21 protein-coding genes are annotated in these 22,078 nt (G+C 65.1%); 9 read left to right on the top strand and 12 right to left on the bottom strand.

Annotated elements, in window-relative coordinates:
- Positions 1–3: 3 nt before the first annotated feature.
- From GNT67_RS02080 to GNT67_RS02090, 3 genes are all read right to left on the bottom strand, one after another.
- On the bottom strand, positions 4–1,662 hold the full coding sequence (locus GNT67_RS02080; protein WP_159628106.1) for a tetratricopeptide repeat-containing response regulator: 1,659 nt from the start codon (positions 1,660–1,662) through the stop codon (positions 4–6).
- 150 nt (positions 1,663–1,812) lie between these two features.
- Complete coding sequence (locus GNT67_RS02085) at positions 1,813–2,775, bottom strand: J domain-containing protein (protein WP_159628108.1); 963 nt, start codon at positions 2,773–2,775, stop codon at positions 1,813–1,815.
- Positions 2,776–2,920: 145 nt separating this feature from the next.
- Positions 2,921–4,069, bottom strand: a complete 1,149-nt coding sequence (locus tag GNT67_RS02090; protein ID WP_159628110.1) for a class I SAM-dependent methyltransferase — start codon at positions 4,067–4,069, stop codon at positions 2,921–2,923.
- Between the two features lie 57 nt (positions 4,070–4,126).
- On the opposite strand from GNT67_RS02090, the gene GNT67_RS02095 reads away from it, so the two are divergent.
- From GNT67_RS02095 to GNT67_RS02120, 6 genes are all read left to right on the top strand, one after another.
- Positions 4,127–4,924, top strand: coding sequence for an SDR family oxidoreductase (locus tag GNT67_RS02095; protein WP_159628112.1), 798 nt, complete (start codon positions 4,127–4,129; stop codon positions 4,922–4,924).
- 9 nt (positions 4,925–4,933) lie between these two features.
- Entirely contained in the window at positions 4,934–5,332 is a 399-nt protein-coding gene (locus tag GNT67_RS02100; RefSeq protein ID WP_159628114.1) for a dihydroneopterin aldolase, read from the top strand.
- Positions 5,329–6,276 carry a tRNA 2-thiocytidine(32) synthetase TtcA gene (ttcA, locus tag GNT67_RS02105; RefSeq protein ID WP_159628116.1) on the top strand — a complete coding sequence of 316 codons (948 nt, stop codon included), beginning with the start codon at positions 5,329–5,331 and terminating at the stop codon, positions 6,274–6,276. Before GNT67_RS02100 ends, ttcA begins: the two co-directional genes overlap by 4 nt.
- Positions 6,277–6,321: 45 nt before the next feature.
- Positions 6,322–6,900, top strand: coding sequence for a SixA phosphatase family protein (locus GNT67_RS02110; protein WP_229407884.1), 579 nt, complete (start codon positions 6,322–6,324; stop codon positions 6,898–6,900).
- Between the two features lie 138 nt (positions 6,901–7,038).
- Positions 7,039–8,262: a helix-turn-helix transcriptional regulator gene (locus GNT67_RS02115; protein ID WP_159628118.1), complete on the top strand. Its 1,224-nt coding sequence runs from the start codon at positions 7,039–7,041 to the stop codon at positions 8,260–8,262.
- Positions 8,259–9,209, top strand: coding sequence for a GlcNAc-transferase family protein (locus tag GNT67_RS02120; RefSeq protein WP_159628120.1), 951 nt, complete (start codon positions 8,259–8,261; stop codon positions 9,207–9,209). Before GNT67_RS02115 ends, GNT67_RS02120 begins: the two co-directional genes overlap by 4 nt.
- 70 nt (positions 9,210–9,279) lie before the next feature.
- Here GNT67_RS02120 and GNT67_RS02125 read toward each other — a convergent pair whose 3' ends face one another.
- Together GNT67_RS02125 and GNT67_RS02130 are read right to left on the bottom strand one after the other, a co-directional pair.
- Positions 9,280–9,636 carry a hypothetical protein gene (locus GNT67_RS02125; RefSeq protein ID WP_159628122.1) on the bottom strand — a complete coding sequence of 119 codons (357 nt, stop codon included), beginning with the start codon at positions 9,634–9,636 and terminating at the stop codon, positions 9,280–9,282.
- Positions 9,573–9,854 (bottom strand): delta-60 repeat domain-containing protein, encoded by a 282-nt coding sequence (locus GNT67_RS02130; RefSeq protein WP_159628124.1) that lies wholly within the window; start codon positions 9,852–9,854, stop codon positions 9,573–9,575. Before GNT67_RS02130 ends, GNT67_RS02125 begins: the two co-directional genes overlap by 64 nt.
- Here GNT67_RS02130 and GNT67_RS02135 point away from each other — a divergent pair, their 5' ends adjacent.
- Positions 9,855–10,277: a hypothetical protein gene (locus tag GNT67_RS02135; RefSeq protein ID WP_229407885.1), complete on the top strand. Its 423-nt coding sequence runs from the start codon at positions 9,855–9,857 to the stop codon at positions 10,275–10,277. It abuts the gene before it with no gap.
- 157 nt (positions 10,278–10,434) lie between these two features.
- Positions 10,435–10,923 (top strand): hypothetical protein, encoded by a 489-nt coding sequence (locus tag GNT67_RS02140; protein WP_159628126.1) that lies wholly within the window; start codon positions 10,435–10,437, stop codon positions 10,921–10,923.
- Positions 10,924–11,001: 78 nt separating this feature from the next.
- Here the strand turns inward: GNT67_RS02140 and GNT67_RS02145 are convergent, their stop codons facing one another.
- The 3 genes from GNT67_RS02145 to GNT67_RS02155 form a co-directional block, all read right to left on the bottom strand.
- On the bottom strand, positions 11,002–12,762 hold the full coding sequence (locus GNT67_RS02145) for a M14 family metallopeptidase (protein ID WP_159628128.1): 1,761 nt from the start codon (positions 12,760–12,762) through the stop codon (positions 11,002–11,004).
- Positions 12,763–12,918: 156 nt separating this feature from the next.
- On the bottom strand, positions 12,919–14,499 hold the full coding sequence (locus tag GNT67_RS02150; protein ID WP_229407887.1) for a S41 family peptidase: 1,581 nt from the start codon (positions 14,497–14,499) through the stop codon (positions 12,919–12,921).
- A 170-nt stretch (positions 14,500–14,669) separates the two neighbouring features.
- Complete coding sequence (locus tag GNT67_RS02155; RefSeq protein ID WP_159628132.1) at positions 14,670–18,230, bottom strand: indolepyruvate ferredoxin oxidoreductase family protein; 3,561 nt, start codon at positions 18,228–18,230, stop codon at positions 14,670–14,672.
- Positions 18,231–18,447: 217 nt separating this feature from the next.
- On the opposite strand from GNT67_RS02155, the gene GNT67_RS02160 reads away from it, so the two are divergent.
- Complete coding sequence (locus tag GNT67_RS02160) at positions 18,448–18,957, top strand: Lrp/AsnC family transcriptional regulator (RefSeq protein ID WP_159628134.1); 510 nt, start codon at positions 18,448–18,450, stop codon at positions 18,955–18,957.
- 26 nt (positions 18,958–18,983) lie between these two features.
- On the opposite strand, the gene GNT67_RS02165 is transcribed toward GNT67_RS02160, so the two are convergent.
- The 4 genes from GNT67_RS02165 to GNT67_RS02180 all read right to left on the bottom strand — a co-directional run bounded on the left by GNT67_RS02165 (position 18,984) and on the right by GNT67_RS02180 (position 22,019).
- On the bottom strand, positions 18,984–19,388 hold the full coding sequence (locus GNT67_RS02165; protein WP_229407888.1) for a type II toxin-antitoxin system PemK/MazF family toxin: 405 nt from the start codon (positions 19,386–19,388) through the stop codon (positions 18,984–18,986).
- The gene (locus GNT67_RS02170; RefSeq protein WP_159628138.1) at positions 19,351–19,599 is read right to left on the bottom strand and encodes a ribbon-helix-helix domain-containing protein; all 249 of its coding nucleotides are present in this window, start codon (positions 19,597–19,599) and stop codon (positions 19,351–19,353) included. The genes GNT67_RS02165 and GNT67_RS02170 overlap by 38 nt, the downstream gene beginning before the upstream one ends.
- 128 nt (positions 19,600–19,727) lie before the next feature.
- Entirely contained in the window at positions 19,728–20,390 is a 663-nt protein-coding gene (locus GNT67_RS02175) for a GNAT family N-acetyltransferase (protein ID WP_159628140.1), read from the bottom strand.
- A 33-nt stretch (positions 20,391–20,423) separates the two neighbouring features.
- Complete coding sequence (locus tag GNT67_RS02180) at positions 20,424–22,019, bottom strand: diguanylate cyclase (RefSeq protein ID WP_159628150.1); 1,596 nt, start codon at positions 22,017–22,019, stop codon at positions 20,424–20,426.
- Positions 22,020–22,078: the final 59 nt, after the last annotated feature.

Below are 22,078 nucleotides of genomic sequence, written 5' to 3' on the forward strand. Positions count from 1 at the left end.
GCCCTATCCCGCCTGGCGCAGCGGCGCGGCCGCGTACGCGCCCTGCCGCAGTCCCTGGTTGTGTTGCTTGAGCACCTGCTGGTGCAGCGCCGCCAGCGCCGGCAGCTTGGGATTGAGCGGATCGAGCTTGCGCACATTGCCGATCAGGGCCGGCATTTGCGCCCCGAGCCGGCTGTCCCAGGCTTCGTGCTCGAGGCAGCGCAGCACCGCCAGCGCGGCATTGAAGGCCACCGCCGGGTTGTTCGGCAACTTGGTCGCCGCTTCCAGCATCAGGGTTACCGCGCCCTGGTAGTCGCCATTCCTGGCGCGCGCGGCGCCGCCCGCGACCAGGTCGACCACCTGCTGGCGGCTCTGCTGGGCCAGCGCTTGCGCCAGCTCGCCCTTGCCGGCCTGCTCCAGCACGCCCATGGCGCGCGTGACCACGGCATCGCTCGAGGCATTGCTCATCACCTCGCGCACCAGTTCGGAAGCGCCTTCTTCGCGGCCATTGTCGATGCAGGTGCGCGCCAGCTCCAGCTTGAGTTCGGCCGACAGGCCGGGCGCGTCCTTGCTGGCGGCCAGGGCCGTCCCCAGGGCCTCGCCCAGGCGCGCCTCGTTGCCGGTGTACTCGTGCACCAGGGACGAGGCGATCGCGCTGCACAGCGCGGTATTGTTGCGCCCGCCCATCGAACGGTCGAGGTCGCGGATCACGGCGGCGGCGCCCACCGGGTCGCCCTTGTGCACCAGCGCGCGCACCAGCTTGACGTGGTCTTCGGGGTCGCGGAACTCGGAATACTTGGCCTTGCCCACCACCTGGCGCAGGGCTTTTTCGGCGGTGTCGACGTCGCCCGCGTCGAAGGCGGTGTCGGCCAGCGTGCGCAGGCGCCGCACGGCATGCGGCGACACCGCCACCGCCTCGCCCAGCACCGCTTGCGACTTCTGCAACTGGCCGACCGCGGCGTGGGTGCGCGCCAGCCAGTCGTAGGCATCGACGAAGTTGCGGTTGGTGTCGACCAGGTGTTCCAGGATCTCGCGCGCCTCGTCGTAGCGCTTGCGCACGAACAGGGTCTTGGCCAGTCCCAGCCTGGCCCAGGCGATGGCCTTGATCTCGACCAGGTGGCGATAGATCGGCTCGGCCTGCTCGGCCTGGCCCAGGAACATGTGCAGCTCGGCGCGCAGGCGCAGGAAATCGACCGCGTAGCGCGTGTGCAGGCGCTGGCCCTCGATGCAGGCGGCGATGGCCTGTTCCTGGTCGCCCGCCTCCATCAGGGTGTATACCGGCAGGAAGGCATTGCGCCGGTCGAGGGCGCGCGCGATGCGGTCGAGCAGGCGGTCGGCGGTGAAGGGCTTGAGGATGTAGTCGGTCGGCGCCAGCTCGGCGGCGCTGACCACCTTGCTGTGATTACCCTCGGCGGTGACCATGAAGAACATGGTGGCCAGCCGCATCAGTTTGTGGTGGCGCAAGTCTTCGAGCAGTTGCTGGCCATCCTGGCCGCCTTCGAGGTCGTATTCGCACAGGATCATGTCGAACTGGCGCAGGCCGAGGTGCTTGACGGCCTGGTTGGAGGTACTGGCGTGCTCGATCCGGGTCAGCCCGCACAGCGTGAGCATGCTGTGGATGCTGGCCCGCATTCCCGCATGGGGTTCGATGATCAGGGCCGTCAGGCCTTCCAGTTCATTCATGATGGTCCGTGTGAGCCTGCGTTGGGCGTAGCGCCGCGGCTGCATGGGCGCGCGGCATCAGGCCAGTATATTACGGCGCAGAACGAAAATAATGAAATCGGGTAAGTACGTGACACCAGAATATGTCACCGCGCCGAAAAAACGACAGGATTATTGGATATCCGCAGCCGCCTGGCGCAGGGCGGCGTGGCTGCCGTCGCACTCGGACTTGCTGGCGCCGTCGACGATGTTCTGGTAGCGGACCTCGTACTTGCCGGCCGCCAGCTTGTCGAAAGTGAACGTCGAGCGCTGCTGGACGAAGGCGTGGCGCACGTTCGAACGACGGTCGAGGTCGTACAGCTTGACGAACACCGGCCCCGGGTTCGCGCTGTTATCGATCGAGACCTGCATCTCTTCGCCGTCGTTGCCGACCGGGTAGCCCGGCAGGTAGGACGACTCGAGCGGCCACGGATCGCCGCTGGGCGCGGCGAGGGTCTGCAGATCGGTGCTGCAGTCGGGAACGCGCGCCGGCACTGCCAACTGGGTGACGGCGAGCGCGCGCACCGCGGGCGGCGGGCCCTTGGCGCCATCCGGCCCGATACGGCGGGCCCAGCCATCGCTACTGGCATCGACGCCGGGCGCATCGGCATGGCCGGTCTTGATGCCTTCGGGCTGGGCGACGCCGCTCCAGGCCAGGGCGCTGGGCACGATGTCCGGCTGGTGTTCGATGGTCAGCACCGCGGCGATGGCGCCGGCCACGAAGCAGCTCGTCAAGCCCAGCCACCAGCGCGGATCGCGCCACAGGCGCCTGCGGCGCGGCTTGCCGCCCGGCGGCGTTTCTGCCTGCTCACCATGCTTGCGCGGCTGGCCTTCCTTGGCGTTGGAACTTTCCAGCCACTCGACCTCCCATTCCTCGGAGGCGATCCATTCGTCATGTTCCTTGCGGCGCACGGGATCGGACAGGACGTTGTAGGCGGTATTGACGACCGCCATGATGCGGGCGGACTTTTCGTCGCCCGGATTCTTGTCAGGGTGATATTTTTGGCTCAGGGCCTTGTAGGATGCACGAATGACTTCCTGGGGCGCATGACGCGACACCTTCAGGTTGTCATAATGTGTGTGAATCTTGGCCATGATCTGTCAAGTCTACCCGCTTCTACCCTGCGCGTTCTGTCTGTCCTCGGCCGATGCCCGTCGTGGCGACGGGGTGCGGGAATATCTCACAGCTTAGCCGGATTTGTGTCTCCTGTGCAAGATCGCTGTGCAAGATACCCCAAGTTCACAATCGGTGGCTGCGGTCCGCGCCCGCGATGGCGGCCGGCAGTTCCACGTCTTGTCCGACCACCAGCACCTTGAACAATTCCCCCATTTCAGCAGGAGAAACCAGTTTTTGCACCGCCCGCGAATGGGGCAGGAAGCGTTTGGCGTCCTCGGGGTCGTTTTCCAGCAACAGTTCGCCGATGCCGGCGCCGAGCAGGAAGGCGGCCTGGCTCATATAGGCCAGCACCGGCAGGCCGGCGTCCTGCGCCGCCAGCGCCATCGCCGTGAAGTCGACGTGGGCCGTGATGTCCTGCAGGCCGGGCAGATAGAAGGGATCCGGATGCGCGTGATGGCGGTAGTGGCACATCAACGTGCCGCCGATGCGCTGGTCCAGGTAGTACTCGTGGGCCGGGAAGCCGTAGTCGACCAGGATCGCGGCGCCGCGGCCGCCCGCGAACATCTTCGCCAGCGAGCGCATGAAGCCGGCGCCGACCGGGTGCAGCTCGGTGACATAGCCTTCAATCATGTTTTCATGGTCGGGCACCTGGCGCGCCAGTTGCTGCTCGAGGGCCTCTCCGAGCGGCGCCTGGACGAAGGCGAATGCGCCGTCCTCGACCGTCACCATTTGCCGGCGCCAGCCGTCGGCGCCGCGGATCACCAGCTCGACCGGCATGGCGTCGAGCACTTCGTTGGCCAGCACCACGCCGCTGAAACCGTCCGGCATGGCGTCCAGCCAGCGCACTTGCGGCAGGTCGGCCAGGTTGTGCTGCTGGCGCGCGCGCAATTCGCCCGACAATTCGATGATGGTGTACGAGCGTAATGGAACACCCTGCCGGGCCAGGGCGGCGATCACGTCGCGCGCCAGGCGCCCGGTGCCGGCGCCGAACTCGATGATGTCGGGCGCGCTTTGGGCGATAATAGCGGCTGCCACGCGCGCCACGGCCGCCCCGAACAGCGGCGTCAGCTCGGGCGCGGTGATGAAATCGCCATCGGCGCCGAGCTTGGACGCGCCGCCGCTGTAGTAGCCGAGCCGGGGCGCGTACAGCGCCAGCTCCATGAACCGAGAAAAGGCGATCGCCCCGCCATGCTGCGCGATATCGGCGGCCAGGAGATCTTGCAGGGAATGGGACGCGGCCAGGGCGTCGTGGTCGGGTGCGGGCAGGGACATGCCGGCATTGTAGCCAGAATAGCTTTTATCAACAATTTACGCCTTCATGGAACCACGATGACGGACAGTTCCTCGACTTGCCTGCCCCCGGTTGCGCTCGTGACCGGCGCCGGCCGGCGCCTGGGCCGCGCGATCGCGCTCGGCCTGGCCGCAGCCGGCTGGGACCTGGCGCTGCATTACCGCCATTCCGAACGCGATGCGATCGCCACCCGCGACGCCATCCTGGCGCTGGGCCGGCGCGCGGCGCTGCTGCAATGCGACCTGGCCGATGAAGCGGCGGTGCGCCGGCTGCTTGGCCGCGCGATCGACGCGCTGGGGCCGGTGTCTTGCATCGTCAACAATGCTTCGTTGTTTGAATACGACAGCGCCACCGACTTCTCGCCGGCCCTGCTGGGCACCCATATGCAGGCCAACGTGGCCGCCCCGCTGCTGCTGGCGCAGGCGCTGCACGCGGCCACGCCGCCAGGCAGTCAAGCGGTCGTGGTCAACCTGCTGGACCAGAAACTGTACAATCTCAACCCGGATTTTCTGTCGTACACGCTGTCGAAGGCGGCGCTGCATGCGGCGACCACGATGCTGGCGCAGGCGCTGGCGCCGAAGCTGCGCGTGGTCGGCGTCGCCCCCGGCATCACGCTGGTCTCGGGCGAGCAGACCGAGGACGGCTTCGCCGAAGCGCACCGCAAGACGCCCCTGGGACGCTCCTCGACCCCACAGGACATCGCCGACGCGGTGGTCTACGCGGCCGGCGCGCGCGCGCTGACCGGCACCACCCTGCTGGTCGATGGCGGCCAGCACCTGGTGCCGCTCGGCCGCGACGTGATGTTCCTGACCGAATCGAATAAACCATCAAATTAAGGCTTAACCATGTTGTCCGCCCTGTCCCACCCGAGCTTGCGCGATTGCCGCCGGCTGTTCCTGCGCAATTACGAAGTGATGATCAATATCGGCGTGCACGATTTCGAGAAGAAGGGCGAGCAGCGTGTCCTGATTAATGTCGAGCTGTATATTCCGCTGGAGCTGTCGACGCCGAAGGCCGACCAGTTGTCGGAAGTGGTCGACTACGATTTCATGCGCGAGACCATTGCCCAGCGCATCGCCAGGGGCCACATCCACCTGCAGGAAACCCTGTGCGACGACGTGGTCAAGGCCATGCTCGCGCATCCGCGCGTGCGCGCGGCCAGCGTGTCGACGATGAAGCCGGATGTCTATGCGGACTGCGAAGGCGTCGGTGTCGAAGTGTTCCAGATCAAGGATGCAGCATGAACGAAACAGTCATCGAGCGCGTGGTCGAAGACGACTTCCCGACCGCCGACCTGGCGATCGACGCCAAAAAGCAGGAAAAGATCGCGCGCGAAGACCACAAGCTGCACAAGCGCCTGTGCCGCCTGGTAGGCCAGGCGATCGGCGACTTCAATATGATCGAGGACGGCGACAAGGTGATGGTCTGCCTGTCGGGCGGCAAGGACAGCTACGCCCTGCTCGACATCCTGCTGACCCTGCGCGAGCGCGCGCCGATCCACTTCGATATCGTCGCGGTCAACCTCGACCAGAAGCAGCCGAACTTCCCGGCCCATATCCTGCCGGCTTACCTGGACAAGCTCGGTGTGGCGTACCACATCGAGAACCAGGACACCTACAGCATCGTCAAGCGCCTGGTCCCGGAAGGCAAGACCACCTGCTCGCTGTGCTCGCGCCTGCGGCGCGGCATCCTGTACCGCGTGGCCGATGAACTCGGCTGCAACAAGATCGCCCTCGGCCACCACCGCGACGACATCCTCGAGACCTTCTTCCTGAATATGTTCTTCGGCGGCAAACTGAAGGGCATGCCGGCCAAGCTGGTGTCGGACGATGGCAAGCACATGGTGATTCGTCCGATGGCCTATGTGAAGGAAGCCGATACCGAGCGCTATGCCGAAGTGAAGGGGTTCCCGATCATTCCGTGCGACCTGTGCGGCTCGCAAGAGAACCTGCAGCGCAAGCAGATCAAGAACATGCTGCGCGAGTGGGAAAAGAAACATCCGGGGCGGGTCGAGAATATCTTCTCGTCGCTGTCGACCGTGGTGCCGTCGCATTTGCAGGACCGGAACCTGTTCGACTTCGTCGGCCTGAAGACGGATGGGGTGCCGAATCCGCTGGGGGATATTGCGTTCGATGAGGAGCCGTGTTCGACGCCGGTGGCGAATACGATTTCGTTGACGCAGCTTTGATGGCGTCACCTCGATGATGTGACAACGCATGCTATGGTTGAACGCATGGGCGGGAAGCCCGCCCACCTGTCCTTCTTGGAGAACACGCCGATGCGCCTGCCATCGATCCACCTCGCACGCTTGCTGCGAACATCTCTACTGTCTGTTGCCATCCTGATCCCCGGCATGGCCTGCGCTGAACCGACCGCAATCTACCTCGTCCGCCACGGCGAAAAAGCCAGCACCGGCCAGGACCCTGCCCTGACCGCGCAAGGGCAACTGCGCGCCCAGAACATCGCGACGATCCTGCACCGCAGCGGCATCCAGGCCATCTTCAGCACGCCGACCGCGCGCACCTTGCAGACCGCGCAGCCGCTGGCGCAGCAACTCGGGCTGACGGTAGAACACTACGACCCGGCTGCCCCGAAGGCGCTGGTCGAGAAGGTCAAGGCACGCGATGGCGCGGTGCTGGTGGTCGGCCATTCGAACACCTTGCCGGAACTGGTGCGCCTGTTCGGCGGCGAACCGGGCGCCGATATCGCCGACAACGAATACGACCGCCTCTACCAGCTCAGCGCTGCGCCAGGCGGCGCGACAAGAACCGTGGTGCTGACCTCGTTGCCGCCGACTGGCAACGCGCCCTGAAGCGCCAGTGCGGCGTTGTGACAACAGCTTGTGTCTTACAATTTCCACAATCAATAGATGTCGCAAAATTGTATCGACCAAGAATCGAAGGCCCGATAGCATTTGCATAAATGCACAATTAATATCGGGAGAGAAATCGTGGACTTGTCGCAGGCGCGCTTCGACCGCATCGTCAACCTCATCTACGACACCCTGGACGACCGGGCCGCATGGCGCCTGATGCTCGACAGCGTGCATGAAGCGATCGGTGGCCGCGCCGTCCACATGCTCGGCTTCGATGGCGAGCGCGGCGCGCTGTCGTACAGCGACGGCGCCGCCATGGCCCCGCAGATCGACCTCGAATATATCCAGAAATACCAGTTCATCGACCCGCGCGTCGGCCTGCTGCGCCAGCAATCCACCAACGGCTGGCTGCATTGCCACGAGCATTTCGACGACGGTTTCGCCGCCGACCACCCCTTTTACCAGGAATTCCTGATCCCGCACGGGGCGCGCTATGTCTCGGCCTGCAAGCTGGTCGAGACCCCCGAGGCGACCGTGATCCTGTCGTGCCTGCGCAGCAGCGACGAGGGCCCGCTGCCGCTTGATGCCCTGGCCTTCCTCGACCGCCTGCGGCCGCACATGGAGCGCGCGGTGCGCCTCGGCCTGGCGCAATTCGTGTACTCGACCCAGGCGCTGGTGGGCCACGCCCTGGTCGACAAACTGCGCCAGCCGGTGATGCTCCTGACCGCGCATGGCGACGTGGTGCTGGCCAACGAGGCGGCGCGCGGCCTGCTCGCCGCCACCAGCCTGGTGCAGGTGGCCGATGGCAGGCTGGTGCTGCCGCAGCGCTACCGCACCTCGTTCCTGATGCAGTGCGGCGAACTGGAAACCCATGTGCGCCTTGCCGCCGCCCAGGGCATCCCCGACAACAAGGAGTCCCGCGCGCTGCACATGCGCAGCGAAGCCGGCGCGGCGCCCGATACCCTGTATGCCTTCTTTTCCATGCTGACGCCGGAAAATACGCTCGGCAGCTTCGGCCTGCGCCCACTGGTGATGCTGTTCTTCTACCATCCGACCTCGGCCCAGGAAATCGATTCGGCCCTGCTCACCGCCGCCTTCGGCCTGTCGCACGCGGAGTGCCGGATCGCCTCGATGCTGGCCGATGGCGTACCGCTCAAGACCATCGCCGACCTGCTCGGCGTGCAGTACGACACGGTGCGCAAGCAGCTGCTGTCGATCTACCAGAAGACCGCGACCAACCGCCAGCCCGAGCTGGTGCGCCTGTTGATGAACCTGCCGGCGTCCGCCTTGCAGCGCGCGCTCACGGCGGACGACGGCGGCAAGCGGCTCGAAGGGTCGGCGGCCGGGTATGCGAGATGAGCGGCGCGATCTTCGTCAGCATCGCCTCCTATCTCGACCCGATGCTGTTGTTCACCCTGAACGACGCCTTCGCCAAGGCCGCCCGTCCCGAACTGGTGCACATCGGCGTCATCGACCAGCATGTCGAGGACCAGCGCGCCACGATCGCCGCCCTGGCGCAGGCGCGCCAGGTACGCTATGTCCATCTGCACCCGCAGGACACGCTCGGCGTGTGCTGGGCGCGCAGCATCGGCTTTTCGCTGTACGACGGCGAAGACTTCGTGCTGCAGGTCGATTCGCACACGCTGTTCGAGCCGGGCTGGGACGACCAGCTGCGCGCGCTGCACCGGCAACTGCGGGCGCGCTCGCTCAAGCCCGTGATCAGCACCTACCCCTACCGCTTCGACATGGTCGACGGCCAGCCGCAGTACACGCCAAGCGCCGGCCATACCGCGCTGGTGCTGCGTCCCCATCCCGAGAAGGGGTTGGCGCCGGACGACGCCGTGCTGCGCTTCATGGCGCGCCACCTGTTTACGAGCGAGCCGGTGATGGGCTGCCACGTCTCGGCCGGCTTCCTGTTCGCGGCCGGCGCCTTCATCGAGGAAGTGCCCTACGACCCCTGGCTGTACTTCCATGGCGAGGAGCAGAGCCTGGCGGTGCGCGCCTTCACCCGCGGATGGGACATTTTTCACCCCCTCACCACGCCGGTCTACCACCTGTACAAGACCGAGGGCATGCCGTATGCCACCCATCACTGGCATGGCGAGACCGAGGCCCGGCGCGCCTTCGGCTCGGCCTACCTGACCGAGCGCGCGAAACAGCGCCTGAACCGCCTGCTGATGGGCGACGGCCTGCCCGGCGCCTATGGCCTGGGCAGCGCGCGCACGCTGGCGCAGTATGCGGAACTGAGCGGGATCGACTACGCCAGTTGCACCATCGGCGATCCCTTCGACGGCAAGCTGTGCTGACGCCCGCCGCCGGTCCTGCCCCGATCACTCCTGCGGCGCCCCTGGGTGGCCTGCGCATTGAAGTCCAGCGTCAGCACGCCGTCGTCCTGGCTGGCGCTGCCGATCGTGAGGCCATCGACACGCAGCAAGACGTCCGCGAAACGACCTCGCCCAGCGCCGAGAACACATCCTCGGGCGCCGCGCCGTCCTGGCGCACCAGCGTCAACGAAGCGCCGCCGTAGTCGCCGCGCGCATGCAGCTCGGCGTCATGGATGGCGGCATTCGCATCGAGCGCCACCGCCTCGGCGCCGCCGAAGCGCACGATGTCGCCAATCGAGGACGTCGGATCGGGATTGAAACTGGCGTCGAGCGTGCCGTCGGCATTTACCCGCGCCAGCAGTGACTGCACGTTGTCGAGGGCCAGGTCGGTGGTGGTGGTGCCGAACACGAGGAATTGCCATCGACCAGGGCCAGGCTGCCCGGATCGCGGCCGACGGCGATGCCATGGCCCGGGATCAGCGCGATGCCGTCTTCGCCAAAGCTGGTGTCGAGCCGGCCGTTCGCGTGGTAGCGCACCAGCATCAATTCGCCACCCAGGCCAAGACTGGTCGAGGTCGCGCCGGTGGTACCGAGGGTGACGATCTTGCCGTCGGGCTGGACCACCATGTGGGCGAACACATCGTGGCCGTCGGTCAGGCACTGGAAACGCAGTTAGCAAATGCAGGCGCTCATCTGACCATCGATTCGAATGCCCGACTCTCATACAGTCGTGAGATCAAGAAAATGGCTGAGCAGCTGAGACGGGAAGCTGTATCAGGAAAAATTACTTGGGCATCTGCCGCTCAGCAGGCATACACGACGCGCAACTTGATCATGGAAATTATCCGAGGTAAGAGAACTCTTTCGACTACCCAGAAGAACAGAATCTTCGCAGAATTAGTCGCCCCTGCTGGAAAGTCCAATCCAGCCGTCAACCAGGCAATGTCACGCCTTTCGTATGCCGGACGAGGTCTCCTGTTGGCATCCTTGAGTCTTTCTGCGTATAACATCGCAACGTCCAACAACAAGATCAGTACAAGAAGGAACTAGCTGCTTCTGGTGCAGGAATTGAGGCGGTATTGCTGGTGGTGCAATAGCGGGGCTTGCTTGCGGGCCAGGCGCACCCGTATGCGTCACGGTGGGGGCCTTCGTGGGCGGTACGTTGAGTGCATTCGGCACCAGCTTCATCTGGTAAGCAAAACACGACATGCAAATACTGACATCCACCGACGTTGCGCTGCGGCTGACAAGCCCTTGGACAGAGACCAAGCTTGCACAAAGCGAGATACTCATCAACGGCGAAAGCACCGGGAAGGTCATTACTGGCGAAGTGCTCGAAACTGCCGTCGAGTGGCGAGGCCTCCGCATCCTTTTTGTCACGGACAATATTCCGCTCGAAGACTATCTGCGGATTTATCTACTGGACGCCCAATGGCAGATCATCGACTCGGCCTCGTTGGGCGCGATGTATTCCACGGGCGCATTTTCGGGACTTGAACTTCAACCGCCTGATATCCTGCGCTTCAATTTCATCGGCGGCATCACCTGGACGATGGAGTTGCTGGAAACCGCGCGTTTTCGCCTTCCTTTTACAGATCCCCGGGGCGTTTCACGGCCACTCAGTTTTTCCAGGCGCTTTAACCTCAAAGGCCGGCCGCTTCCTGAAAGCAGCCGTGCCGATGCAATCGAGCGGTGACGCCATCATCATGCCGGACACGTTCGATTGGTCGGCTGTGCGAATAGCCTGCACGTCCGCCCGTCCGCCGAATGATGCCTATAGCTCCGTGTTCGCGCGCAGCACCGGATACAGGTTCAGCCGCTCGTCATACGAGGTATGCCGCTTGGCGAAGAATTCCAGGCGCGCCTGCGGGTTCCTGGCGAACGCCGGATCGCTGTCGAGACGCTCCTGGAACGCCTTGGCCACCGCCGGATCGGCCGCCATCTGTTCGCGCGCCACGTCCTCGGCCACGTAGTCTTCCATGTATTCCTTGCGCTCGAAGGCGGTGTTGAAGGTGCCCCAGGCCAGCAGCGAATCGGCTGCCTGCGGCTCGAGCATCGCCACCACCAGGCGCGCCTTCGGCTGCGCGATCGGCACGAACAGCGCGCCTGGCGCGACCGCGCGCGTCTCGGGCTTCCACTTGCCTTCCACCGTCAGGCGCTGGTGGCCTTCGACCGACGCGGGGGCGAGCAGCGCCTTGTCGGCGCGGAAGGTCTCGGCGTCGAAGCGCTCGACCGCCTTATCCAGCTTGCGGTATACGACGCCGTGCTGGCGCAGCTTCTCGCCCACGATCGCGGCGTAGGCGGCCGGGATCACGTAGCCGGCGCGCGGCGCGGTGATCTGGACGTCGGCCACGATGTCCTGCCACAGCGGCACGCGCCACACCTGCGGCTTGGTTTCGTCGTAGCGCGTCATCAGCGCGCCCGACACTTCCGATGGCGTGCGCGTGTAGGCGTAGCCGTTGAAGTCGACCATCTCCTTCTTGTCGCTGGCCTTGTACGACAGCGTCACCGGCTGGTTGCCCAGCTTGGCCGCGCGCGCATCGGCGGCATACGCCGCCTGCTGCCAGCCCTTGCCGTGCCTGGCGACCTGGTCCAGCACCGAGACCACGGTGTTGCGGGTAATGCGCACGCGCACCGGGTATTCCTTCCACGAGTGGGTTTCCACCAGCATCGCCATGCGGTTGCGCAGCTGGAAGTAGCCGGTCGAGAAGCGCGGGTCCGAGACGCTGTCCATGAAGCCCGACATCGGGTCGTCGTGCTTGACGAATGACATGTAGTAGGACTGCGGCGTCGAGCCCTCTTTCGCGATGTCCTTGATCACGTTGCTGCGCAGTGCCAGGCCGGCCTTGCGGAATTCGGGATCGCCCGAATACACCGGCTCGACCTGGATCGAGATATCGTGCTGGAACTTGGCGCCGTTGGTCGCGTGCAGGTCGACATAGACCAGCGGATCCCAGGCGTTCACCAGCGCCAGCATGGCCTGCATCTCGGGTGCGTCGGCCTTCAGGTAGTCGCGGTTCAGGTTGTAGTTCTGGGCGGTGGTGCGCCAGCCCATCTCGACCGGGCCGCGCTGGTTCGGGCGGTTCCACTTGCCAAAGCGCTCGTGGCCGTCGACGTTGAACACCGGGACGAACAGCAGCACCTGCTTGTCCAGCGCACCCTTGGCCGCGCGCCCTTCGAGCGCCTCGCGCAGCGCCAGGAAACCGGCGTCCTTGCCGTCGATCTCGCCGGCATGGATGCCGCCCTGGATCAGGGTCACGGGCAGGCCCTGCTTCCTGGCCGCCTCTGGCGTGAACACGCCGCCGCCGTTGACCACCAGCGCCTTCATCGGCCGGCCTTCCGGCGTGATGCCGAAGTCGATGCACTGGACCTGCTTTGGATACGCCTGCTGGAATGCCGCGCACAGCGCGATCGTCTCGTCGTAGCGGCCGGTGGCGGTGAAGCCCGAGCGTTCCGACACCGTGGTCAGGTTCGGTGCGGCATGGGACAGGGGAATGGCGGACAACAGGGCCAGCAGTAACGCAGAACGGATCATCGAAAAGCTCCGGCAAGGACGAGGAAAGGAAGGCGGTGATTATAGACGTGTTATCCGCAGCCGTTGTACCTGCCCTGCCCCGCTCTGGAACGACAACGGGCGACCGGGGATGTCCCCGGCCGCCCGTCAATACAGCCGATCCGGCCAGCGCGCGGTTCAGCGCGGCGGCGCGCCCGGCGTGGTGTGGATCGAGATCTCCTTGACCTCGGGTCGCACGATCCGCATCGGCACCTGGCGTGCGCGCGCCGTGGTCGAGACCGGGCAGGCCCCGCTGGCGCGGTAGGCCAGGGCCGCGGCCAGCAAGCCCTCGTTCTGGTCGCCCACTGGCCGCGACAGGTCGTCGCTCACCTGGCAGGTCGGCGCCAGGCCGTCGGTGAAGTCGCCGAAGCCCTTGTGGTTTACGCCCTGGAACTCGATCGAGAAGTAGGTCGTGCCGCAGTTGGGTACCGGCGTGAAGCCATACGGCTTGCCGCAGGTGGTGCCGCCGATCTGGATCACTTCGATATCGGCGCCGCGCAGGCCGTTGATCACCGATTCGCTGGCCGAGCAGGTGCCCGCGGTACTGAGCACGGTCACGCGCTTGAGGCCCAGGGTCGGCAGCGGCGTGCCGGTGCGCAGCGGATTGTTCGAGGCGAAGCCCCAGGCGGTCGAGCGGAACATGATCGGCTGGTAGGCCGGCGTCTTGTCGTTGTAGCGCGATTGCTCGAACACCTTGCCGCTGGTGGACTCGGGGCCGGCGATCATGTAGGCCAGCTGGCTGGCCAGGTACAGCAGGCCGCCGCCGTTGTAGCGCACGTCGAGCACCAGGTCGTTGACGCCGGCCTGCTTGAAGGTGGTGAAGGCGTCGTACAGCTGCTTTTCGGACAGCGCATTGAAGCTGTCGAAGGTCAGGTAGCCGACCTTGCCGCTGGCGGTCTCGATCACCTTGACGTTCTTGACCGGCGCCTCGACCACCTCGGCCCCGGCCAGCGTCACGTCATAGGCCACGCCGCCACGCTGCAGGGTGAACTGGTGGCTGGCGCCGGCCGTGGCCGGGAACAGGCCGGCATTGATGCGGTCGACCGAGGCTTCGTCGGAGGCGTTGACGAAGTCGACGCCATCGACCTTGAGCAGCATGTCGCCGCGCAGCAGGCCCGCCGCCGCGGCCGGCGAACCCGGTTCGACCGCCGTGATCAGCCAGGTGCGCGGCGCGCCCTGGTTGGTGCTGCGCGACCAGGTGATGCCATAGCCCAGGTCGATGCCCTGGGTCTGCATCGCATCCCATTCGGCGGTCGTGTAGGTGAAGTGGTAACGGTCCTTCGGCTGGCCGTTGGCCGTCAGGGCCGGCGTCTTGAGCACCTCGAAGTAATCGAGGGCGCTCGTGAAGTCGGCCATCTTGTAGGTGTTGGGGACTTCGTTGTACCAGAGGTAGTACTGGTTGGTCCAGGCGCGCAGGAATTTCAGTTCGTCGAGCAGCGTGCCCTGGACGTCAGGGTAGGCCTTGCCGCTCGCGTCGCGGCCGGTGCGCGGGACGGCGCACTTGTTCCAGTAGGTGCTGTAGGCGTCGCCCAGCAGGTTCGGGTTCAGGTCTTCCGGGGTCGGCTGGCTGGCCACTGGCGGCGGAGTGGTCGGCGGCGTCGGCGTGGTCGGCGGCGGATTCTGCGCGATGGGCGCATTGGTCACACCCGGCGAGCCGCCGCCACCACCGCAACCGGCGAGGACGAACAGCGCGGCGAGCGAGCTGGAAATCAAACGCAATGAAGGGGCCGTGCGGCGGGGGGTAAATGGCGAGCTCATTGGCCGATTATAGACGCCGAAATCGGGGCCGAATACCTCGAACTGTAACGTTTGACGCTATCCGACAACGAGTAATATCAAGGCGATAATCATCGGCGCGCGGCTTGTCATTCAAGCCACGCGCCTGTCAATCAAGCCGCGCGCGGCGTCACGCCCGGCGCATGAAACGCCGCCACCAGCGTCGCTTCCTTCGCTTTCGCCGCCTTCAAGTGGCGCTCCTTGACGTGACCATAGCCGCGGATGTCTTCCGGGATGCTGGCGATCGCCACCGCCTGCGCCAGGTTGTCAGGCGTGAGCTTGGGCAGCAAGGCCGCCACCGTGTCGCGGTACTGGCCGATCAGGGCGCGCTCCATCTTGCGCTCGGCGGTATGGCCGAACACGTCGAAGGCGGTGCCGCGCAAGCCCTTGAATTTGGCCAGCACGCCGAAGGCGCTCATCATCCACGGGCCATACTCGCGCTTGATGGCGCGGCCTTCCTTGTCGCGCTTGGCCATCAAGGGCGGCGCCAGGTGGAACTTGAGTGTGGTGCCGCCCTCGAACATGGCGCCGATCTTTTCGCGGAAGGCCGGATCGGTATGCAGGCGCGCGACCTCGTACTCGTCCTTGTAGGCCATCAGCTTGTAGAAGTAGCGCGCCACGGCTTCGGTCAGGCGGGTGCCCTTGCCGAGCTTCGCTTCCTCGGCCCGCACCTGGTCCACAAAGGCCTGGTACTTGCCGGCATAGGCCGCGTCCTGGTAGGCGGTGAGCAGTTCGATGCGGCGCTGGACGATGTCGTCCAGGGTCTGGCTGCGCTTGAATTCGATCACCTTGGCCGGCATGGCGGCGCGGCTCACCGCGGCCAGGTCGTGCGCCGCGCTGCGGCCCCACATGAAGGCGGCCTTGTTGAAGGCGACCGAGACGCCATTCAATTCGATCGCCTTGAGCAGCGCGCTTTCCTGCAGCGGCACGCGGCCCTTCTGGAAGGCGTAGCCGAGCATGAACATATTGGTCGCGATCGCGTCGCCCAGCAGCGCACTGGCGATCTGGCCGGCGTCGAAGAACTCGACGTTGTCCTTGCCGCAGGCCTGCACGATGGCGGCGCGCGAACCCTCGGCCGGGAATTGCCAGTCCGGGTTCTTGACGAAGGCCGCGGTGGTCGAGGCGCTGGCGTTGACGAAGGCCCGGGTACGGCCTTCGCCCATGCGCGACAAGGCGTCGCGGCTGGCGCTGACGATCTGGTCGCAGCCGATCACGAGATCGGCGCTGCCGGTGCCGACCCGGGTCGAATGCAGGTCGGCCTGGTGCGCGGCCAGGCGCACGTGCGACATCACCGGACCGCCCTTCTGGGCCAGGCCGCTCTGGTCGAGCACGATGGCGCCCTTGCCTTCGACGTGGGCCGCCACGGCCAGGATCTGGCCGACCGTGACCACACCGGTGCCGCCGACACCGGCCACCAGGATGCCATAGGGCGTCTCGACCGACGGGATGACGGGCATCGGCAATGCCGGCGGTGCGGCGTCCGAGGCGGCGGCTTTCTTGGGCTTCCTGAGCCCACCGCCTTCGACCGTGACGAAGCTCGGGCAAAAGCCCGACACGCACGAATAATCCTTGTTGCACGAGGACTGGTTGATCTGGCGCTTGCGACCGAGTTCGGTTTCCAGCGGCTCGACCGACAGGCAGTTCGATTGCACCGAGCAGTCGCCGCAGCCTTCGCACACGGCCTCGTTGATCACGACGCGCTTGGCCGGGTCGGGGAACTCGCCTTTCTTGCGGCGGCGGCGCTTCTCGGAGGCGCAGGTCTGGTCGTAGATCACGGCCGACACGCCCGGCATCTCGCGCAACTCGCGCTGCACGTCCATCAGCTCGGAACGGTGGCGCACCGTGGTGCCCGGCGCCCAGGCATAGTCGCTCGGGTATTTGTCCGGTTCGTCGGTGACGACGATGATCGGCTTGACGCCCTCGGCCGCGATCTGGCGGCTGATCATGCCCGGGTCGAGCGGGCCGTCGACGTTCTGGCCACCGGTCATGGCGACCGCGTCGTTGTACAGGATTTTATAGGTGATGTTGACCTTGGCCGCCACCGCCGCGCGGATCGCCAGGATCCCCGAATGGAAGTAGGTGCCGTCGCCCAGGTTGACGAACACGTGCTTCTCGTCGGTGAACGGCGACTGGCCGATCCAGGTCGTGCCCTCGGCGCCCATATGGGTGAAGGTCGAGGTCTCGCGGTCCATCCACAACACCATGTAGTGGCAGCCGATGCCGGCCATGGCGCGCGAGCCTTCCGGCACCTTGGTCGAGCTGTTGTGCGGGCAGCCCGAGCAGAAGTACGGGATGCGGTCGGTCTGCGGGTCGGCCTTGGCCGGGATATTCTTGAGCACCAGCTCCTTCGCCTCGAGGAAGGCGATGCGTTCCTTGACCCGCTCGGCCACCGGATGGCCGGCGCAGTAGTGCGAGATGCGCGAGGCGATGGCGCGCGCGATCTGCGCCGGATTGAGTTCATAAGTCGCCGGCAGCAGCCAGTCGCCATGGCCCATGCGGTTGCGGTTGCTCCATTCGCCGGTATCGTCGAACTTGCCGACCACGCGCGGACGCTCGCCGTCGGGCAGGTTGTACAGCTCTTCCTTGAGCGCATATTCCATCACCTGGCGCTTTTCCTCGACCACCAGGATTTCATCGAGGCCGCGCGCGAATTCGTGCACGCCTTCGGCTTCCAGCGGCCAGGTCATGCCGACCTTGTACAGGCGCAGGCCGATGTCGCGCGCGGCCTGTTCGTCGATGCCGAGGTCGGCCAGCGCCTGGCGCGTGTCCAGATAGCTCTTGCCAGCGGTGATGATGCCGATCTTCGGCTGCGGACTGTCCCAGATGATGCGGTTGAGTTTATTGGCGCGCGCATAGGCCAGGGCGGCATACCATTTGTGGTTGCTCATCCGAACTTCCTGGTCCAGCACGGCGTCCGGCCAGCGGATATTCAAGCCGTCGGCCGGCAGCTGGAAGTCGGTCGGTGTGACGATCTGGACCCGGTCCGGATCGAGGTCGACCACGGCGCCCGACTCGATGATGTCGGTCACGCACTTCATCGACACCCACAGGCCCGTGTAGCGGCTCATGGCCCAGGCGTGCAGGCCGAAGTCGAGGTATTCCTGGACCGACGACGGGTACAGCACCGGGATCCCGCAGTGGGTCAGGATGTGATCCGACTGGTGGGCGGTCGACGACGACTTGGCCGCGTGGTCGTCGCCAGCGAGCACCAGCACCCCGCCATGCCTGGACGAGCCGGCGTTGTTGCCGTGCTTGAACACATCGCCGCAGCGGTCGACACCCGGGCCCTTGCCATACCACATGGCGAACACGCCGTCGTACTTGGCATCCTTGTACAGATTGGTCTGCTGGGTGCCCCAGACGGCGGTCGCGGCCAGGTCCTCGTTCATCCCGGGGTGGAACTTGACGTGGTGGGCGTCGAGGTGTTTCTTGGCCTTCATCGCGGTCTGGTCGACCGAGGTGACCGGCGAGCCGCGGTAGCCGGTGATGTAGCCGGCGGTGTTCAGGCCAGCCTTCTCGTCACGCTCGCGCTGCAGCATCGGCAGGCGGATCAGGGCCTGCGTGCCGGTCATGAAGGCGCGGCCGCGCTCGAGCGTCCACTTGTCGTCGAGCGTGATGTCGTGCGGGGAAGGTTGCGGCAACGCCAGGTGGGCGCGGTCCGTGGGTGCGTTCATGGGTGTCTCCAGGTTTCTCATCGCGGAAGTCGGCGCAGCGGCGCATTTCCTGCATCTCGCTGCCAGGCGCCGTCGTGCTCGATACTGCGACGACCAGGCGCTTGCCGTTTGTGAGCCAGTATAGACCTGCCCCCCAAGCATTAAATTCCAAACAATTCCCCCATCCTCTTGAATTGCGCAATAAAATTGCCCCATATAAGTGACGATTGGGGTGGGTATGTCGAAGATTGAACTGGATAAAACCGATCGCAAGATCCTGGAGATCTTGCAAAGCGACGGCCGGCTGTCGAACCAGGACGTGGCCGAGCGGGTGAACCTGTCGCCCTCGCCCTGCCTGCGCCGCATCAAGCGGCTCGAGGAAGCCGGCGTGATTCGCCAGTACGTGGCGCTGCTCGATCCGGACAAGATCGGGCTGGGGCTACTGGCGTATGTGAATGTGCGCCTGGAAAAGCACAGCGAGGTGGCCAGCGCCACCCGCGAGCCAGGCTTGCCGGCGACGTCGCCGCGAAACGATTTCGCGGTGTCGGTGGGATCGTGGCCCGAGGTCGTGGCCTGCTATGCGATGACTGGCGACATGGATTTTCTACTGCGCGTGCATGTCGGTGACATGGAACATTTTTCGCGCTTCATGATGGGCACCCTGCTCAAGCATCCGGCGGTGCTGGACGTGAAGTCGAGCTTTGCGCTGCAGCGGATCAAGGAAACCACGGCGATGCCGCTGGTGTGAGGTGTTCGTTCGGTGCGCGAGCGCTTTCACATCGGCCCGAGGATGATTTTCAGCGCATCCTCGACCCGCTTCATGAGATTACGTGAGACAACCCCGATAGGCCTGTCGCCTTGAAAACGTTTATTGGAGATGGACCTGATCGATGTGATCAGCGCGTCCGTTTCCTCTGGCGCGTATCCGGGTTTCTGGATTCTCCCTACGCCTACCTTCAGCGGAAATCCATCGCCATTCTCATCGCGATAAGTCACGGAAGTGCATGGGATGACGACAGTCGTCGAGTAACCGGCAGCGTTGAGCAAATCCGCTTGGAGAACGACACAAGGCCGATGATCCTTTGCGATTTCTTCAGGATGGCCTTGAGGATTCAGGTTGACCAGCCAGATTTCCCCGCGTTTAACTTTTAGCAAGACCGTCTCCGACAGCCGCGTCAAATTCCTCATCCATCGACTCGGCTTCGGCTGAAAATTTCGCGGCCAAGAACCTGATCCGCTCAGCCAACTGCCGCTCATTTTTTTCGCGTACAGCCTCACGGATATACTCGGACACTTGCTTGTGACTTGCTTTGGCGAAGCTCTCAGTCTCATCAACGAGATCTTGAGGCATCTTTAGTGATACGGTCTTGACCAGGATTGGGGCTAGCATGGAAGGCTCCTCTGGACGGCGTGATGAAGGATATTACGCCGTTAGCCATCATGTTAACCGCTATTGAGTAATACGTAAACGTATTACTTATATGAATTATCGCTGTAACCGTGTTCTGTTGACGAGGATCAACCCTGCGGCGGCTTGCGGGGAGTAAAGAACTTCATCGCCGCCCTGGTATTGGCCTTGACCGTGTAATCGATCGCCGCGAACTGTTCTTCGAGCGCCTCGGCCATCACGCTGCCCGGGCTGGGCGGCGGCAGTTCGAGGTGGGCGTCGGCCTCGCCATACTCGCGCTTGATGCGCATGCCGGCCTTCCTGGCGATATGCATCATGGTCTGGTTCGAGGTCAGGCACTGCATGTACAAGGTGTCGACGTCGGAGTTGCGGCAGTGGATCGCCGCACGCTGGAACAGGCGCGTGCCCACGCCCTGCCCGCGCGCCGATGCCGACACCGACACGCCGAACTCGGCCACCTGCTGCTTGGTCGTCGACTTGCGGCCCTCGGCCGAGGCGAACGCCAGGTGGCCCATCCCGACCAGCTGGAATACATTGTTGACCACGCCAAACACGATATCGCGCGAGAAATCGAGCTTGTCGACATAGGCGGCGATCTGCGCGTCCGGGACCATGCTGCCGAAGCGCAGCAGGCGGTCGTTGCTGTCCAGCGCCAGCAGGTGGCGCAGCACGCGACGGCGGTCGCGCTCGCCAAGTTCCTTGACCAGCACCGGCAGCTGGCCCTTCTTGCCTCTCAGGCCCTGGAGCCAGCGGCGTAACGGATTGTCCAGCATCTCGATACCTTCACGTACTGCAACCTTCCGATTCTAGCCGATCGGGTCGGCGCTTGCCGTATTGTCGCGCGCGGCATCGGCCAGCACCAGTTCCGAAGGGATGTCCTGGCCCAGCCATTGCGCTTCCGGGCTGACCACGAAACGCCCCTTGCCGGACTGCTTGGCCGCATACATGGCCTTGTCGGCATCGGCCAGCAAGGTTTCCTGGCCGCGTGCGGCGCCCATCTGGCCGCGCGCGCTGGCGATGCCGATGCTGGCCGAGATCGTCACCGCATGGCCGTCGACCTCGGTGATCGATTCGATTTCGGCCAGGGCCAGGCGCGCCACCCGCAGCGCGCCACTCTCCGAGGCCACGTCTTCGAGCAGGATGACGAATTCGTCGCCGCCCAGGCGCGCCAGCGCATCCTCGGCGCGCAGCTTCGCGCCCACCCGGCGCGCGACCATCTGCAGCACCTGGTCGCCAGCCGCATGGCCCAGGGTATCGTTGACCGCCTTGAAGCCATCGAGGTCGATGAACATCAGCACCACCACGCTGTCGCGGCGCTCGGCGCGCGCCAGCGCCCGCTCCAGCAGGCGGGTCAGCTGGCGGTAATTGATCAAGCCGGTCAGGCTGTCGTGCTGGGCCAGGCGCTCGAGCTGGCGCGACTGCGCCTCCAGTTCGGCGGTGCGCTCGGCCACGCGCTGTTCGAGGGTCTCGTTGGCGGCCTGCAGACGGCGGTTGACGACGCCGATGATGCGGTAGCTGCTGCGCAGGCGGGCGCCGGCATACACCAGCAACAGCATCAGCACCGCGCTGTAGGCGAACAGGTAGCCACGAAAGCGTTGGCGCTCGAGCAGCACGGCATCGAAGGAATGGTCGAACCCGCGCTCCAGGCGATCGAGAGCAAGGTCGCTGCCGGCGGCGGCGATCTGCGCCTCGAGCAGGTTTTCCAGCGGCCGCTTTGCCAGGATCACCCGGCTGCTGGCAATCACGGCGTCCATCTTGTCGATCACCGCCGGGGAAAACGCGATCTGCTGGGCCGCGACGTCGCCCAGGATCTCGTCGATGCGGGCCGCCAGCGCCGGGCTCGGCGCGATGTTGTAGCGCAGGGTCTCGGTCAACAGCGCATTGAGGGTGGAGTCGAGCCGGACCACGATGCGGGCCGGCGCCAGGGCGCCTTCGATGCCGGAAATCTCGGTCTTGAGGTCGGCCACGGCCGGCGGCATGTGTAGCAGCGCGGCCCGCAGCGGCGGATTGTGCCGGGCAAACTGGGCGACCAGCTGTTCCTTGCCGCGCAGCGCAACCTGCAGCTGGGCATAGGCGGCCTGGGCGGTAGTGTCGCCGGTGAGCGGCAGGGTATCGCCCAGGCGCGCCATCAGGTCGTGCATGCGTGGCAGTTGCGCGCCCAGGTCGAGTGGTGCGGAGGCGCGGCCGGTATGGGCGCGCAGGATGTTGGCATCCCATTCGGCGTCGAGCTTTTCCAGCTCGCGCAGGTTGAGCATGACGCTGTTGCGGATTTCGGGGTCGACGGCATCGGTGCGGATGTAGAGAAACACCAGCACCGCGCTCATGAACAGGATCGCCAGGCTGGCCAGCAGCATGCGGCGGCGGCGGCCCCAACCTGCTCGCCATACCGACAAGGTGAACATCGTTTTTCTCCAACGCAACAATTTACATATTGCAGGATAGCAAAACGATGGCCCGCACT

It is taken from the genome of Massilia puerhi (assembly GCF_009861485.1).

Coding starts and splice junctions, on each gene's coding strand:
- GNT67_RS02120 (WP_159628120.1), top strand. CDS start 8,259: ATGAGCGGCGCGATCTTCGTCAGCATCGCCTCCTATCTCGACCCGATG.
- GNT67_RS02175 (WP_159628140.1), bottom strand. CDS start 20,390: ATGCTGGACAATCCGTTACGCCGCTGGCTCCAGGGCCTGAGAGGCAAG.
- GNT67_RS02080 (WP_159628106.1), bottom strand. CDS start 1,662: ATGAATGAACTGGAAGGCCTGACGGCCCTGATCATCGAACCCCATGCG.
- GNT67_RS02130 (WP_159628124.1), bottom strand. CDS start 9,854: ATGGTGGTCCAGCCCGACGGCAAGATCGTCACCCTCGGTACCACCGGC.
- GNT67_RS02110 (WP_229407884.1), top strand. CDS start 6,322: ATGGGCGGGAAGCCCGCCCACCTGTCCTTCTTGGAGAACACGCCGATG.
- GNT67_RS02140 (WP_159628126.1), top strand. CDS start 10,435: ATGCAAATACTGACATCCACCGACGTTGCGCTGCGGCTGACAAGCCCT.
- GNT67_RS02180 (WP_159628150.1), bottom strand. CDS start 22,019: ATGTTCACCTTGTCGGTATGGCGAGCAGGTTGGGGCCGCCGCCGCCGC.
- GNT67_RS02085 (WP_159628108.1), bottom strand. CDS start 2,775: ATGGCCAAGATTCACACACATTATGACAACCTGAAGGTGTCGCGTCAT.
- GNT67_RS02170 (WP_159628138.1), bottom strand. CDS start 19,599: ATGCTAGCCCCAATCCTGGTCAAGACCGTATCACTAAAGATGCCTCAA.
- GNT67_RS02100 (WP_159628114.1), top strand. CDS start 4,934: ATGTTGTCCGCCCTGTCCCACCCGAGCTTGCGCGATTGCCGCCGGCTG.
- GNT67_RS02160 (WP_159628134.1), top strand. CDS start 18,448: ATGTCGAAGATTGAACTGGATAAAACCGATCGCAAGATCCTGGAGATC.
- ttcA (WP_159628116.1), top strand. CDS start 5,329: ATGAACGAAACAGTCATCGAGCGCGTGGTCGAAGACGACTTCCCGACC.
- GNT67_RS02090 (WP_159628110.1), bottom strand. CDS start 4,069: ATGTCCCTGCCCGCACCCGACCACGACGCCCTGGCCGCGTCCCATTCC.
- GNT67_RS02155 (WP_159628132.1), bottom strand. CDS start 18,230: ATGAACGCACCCACGGACCGCGCCCACCTGGCGTTGCCGCAACCTTCC.
- GNT67_RS02095 (WP_159628112.1), top strand. CDS start 4,127: ATGACGGACAGTTCCTCGACTTGCCTGCCCCCGGTTGCGCTCGTGACC.
- GNT67_RS02145 (WP_159628128.1), bottom strand. CDS start 12,762: ATGATCCGTTCTGCGTTACTGCTGGCCCTGTTGTCCGCCATTCCCCTG.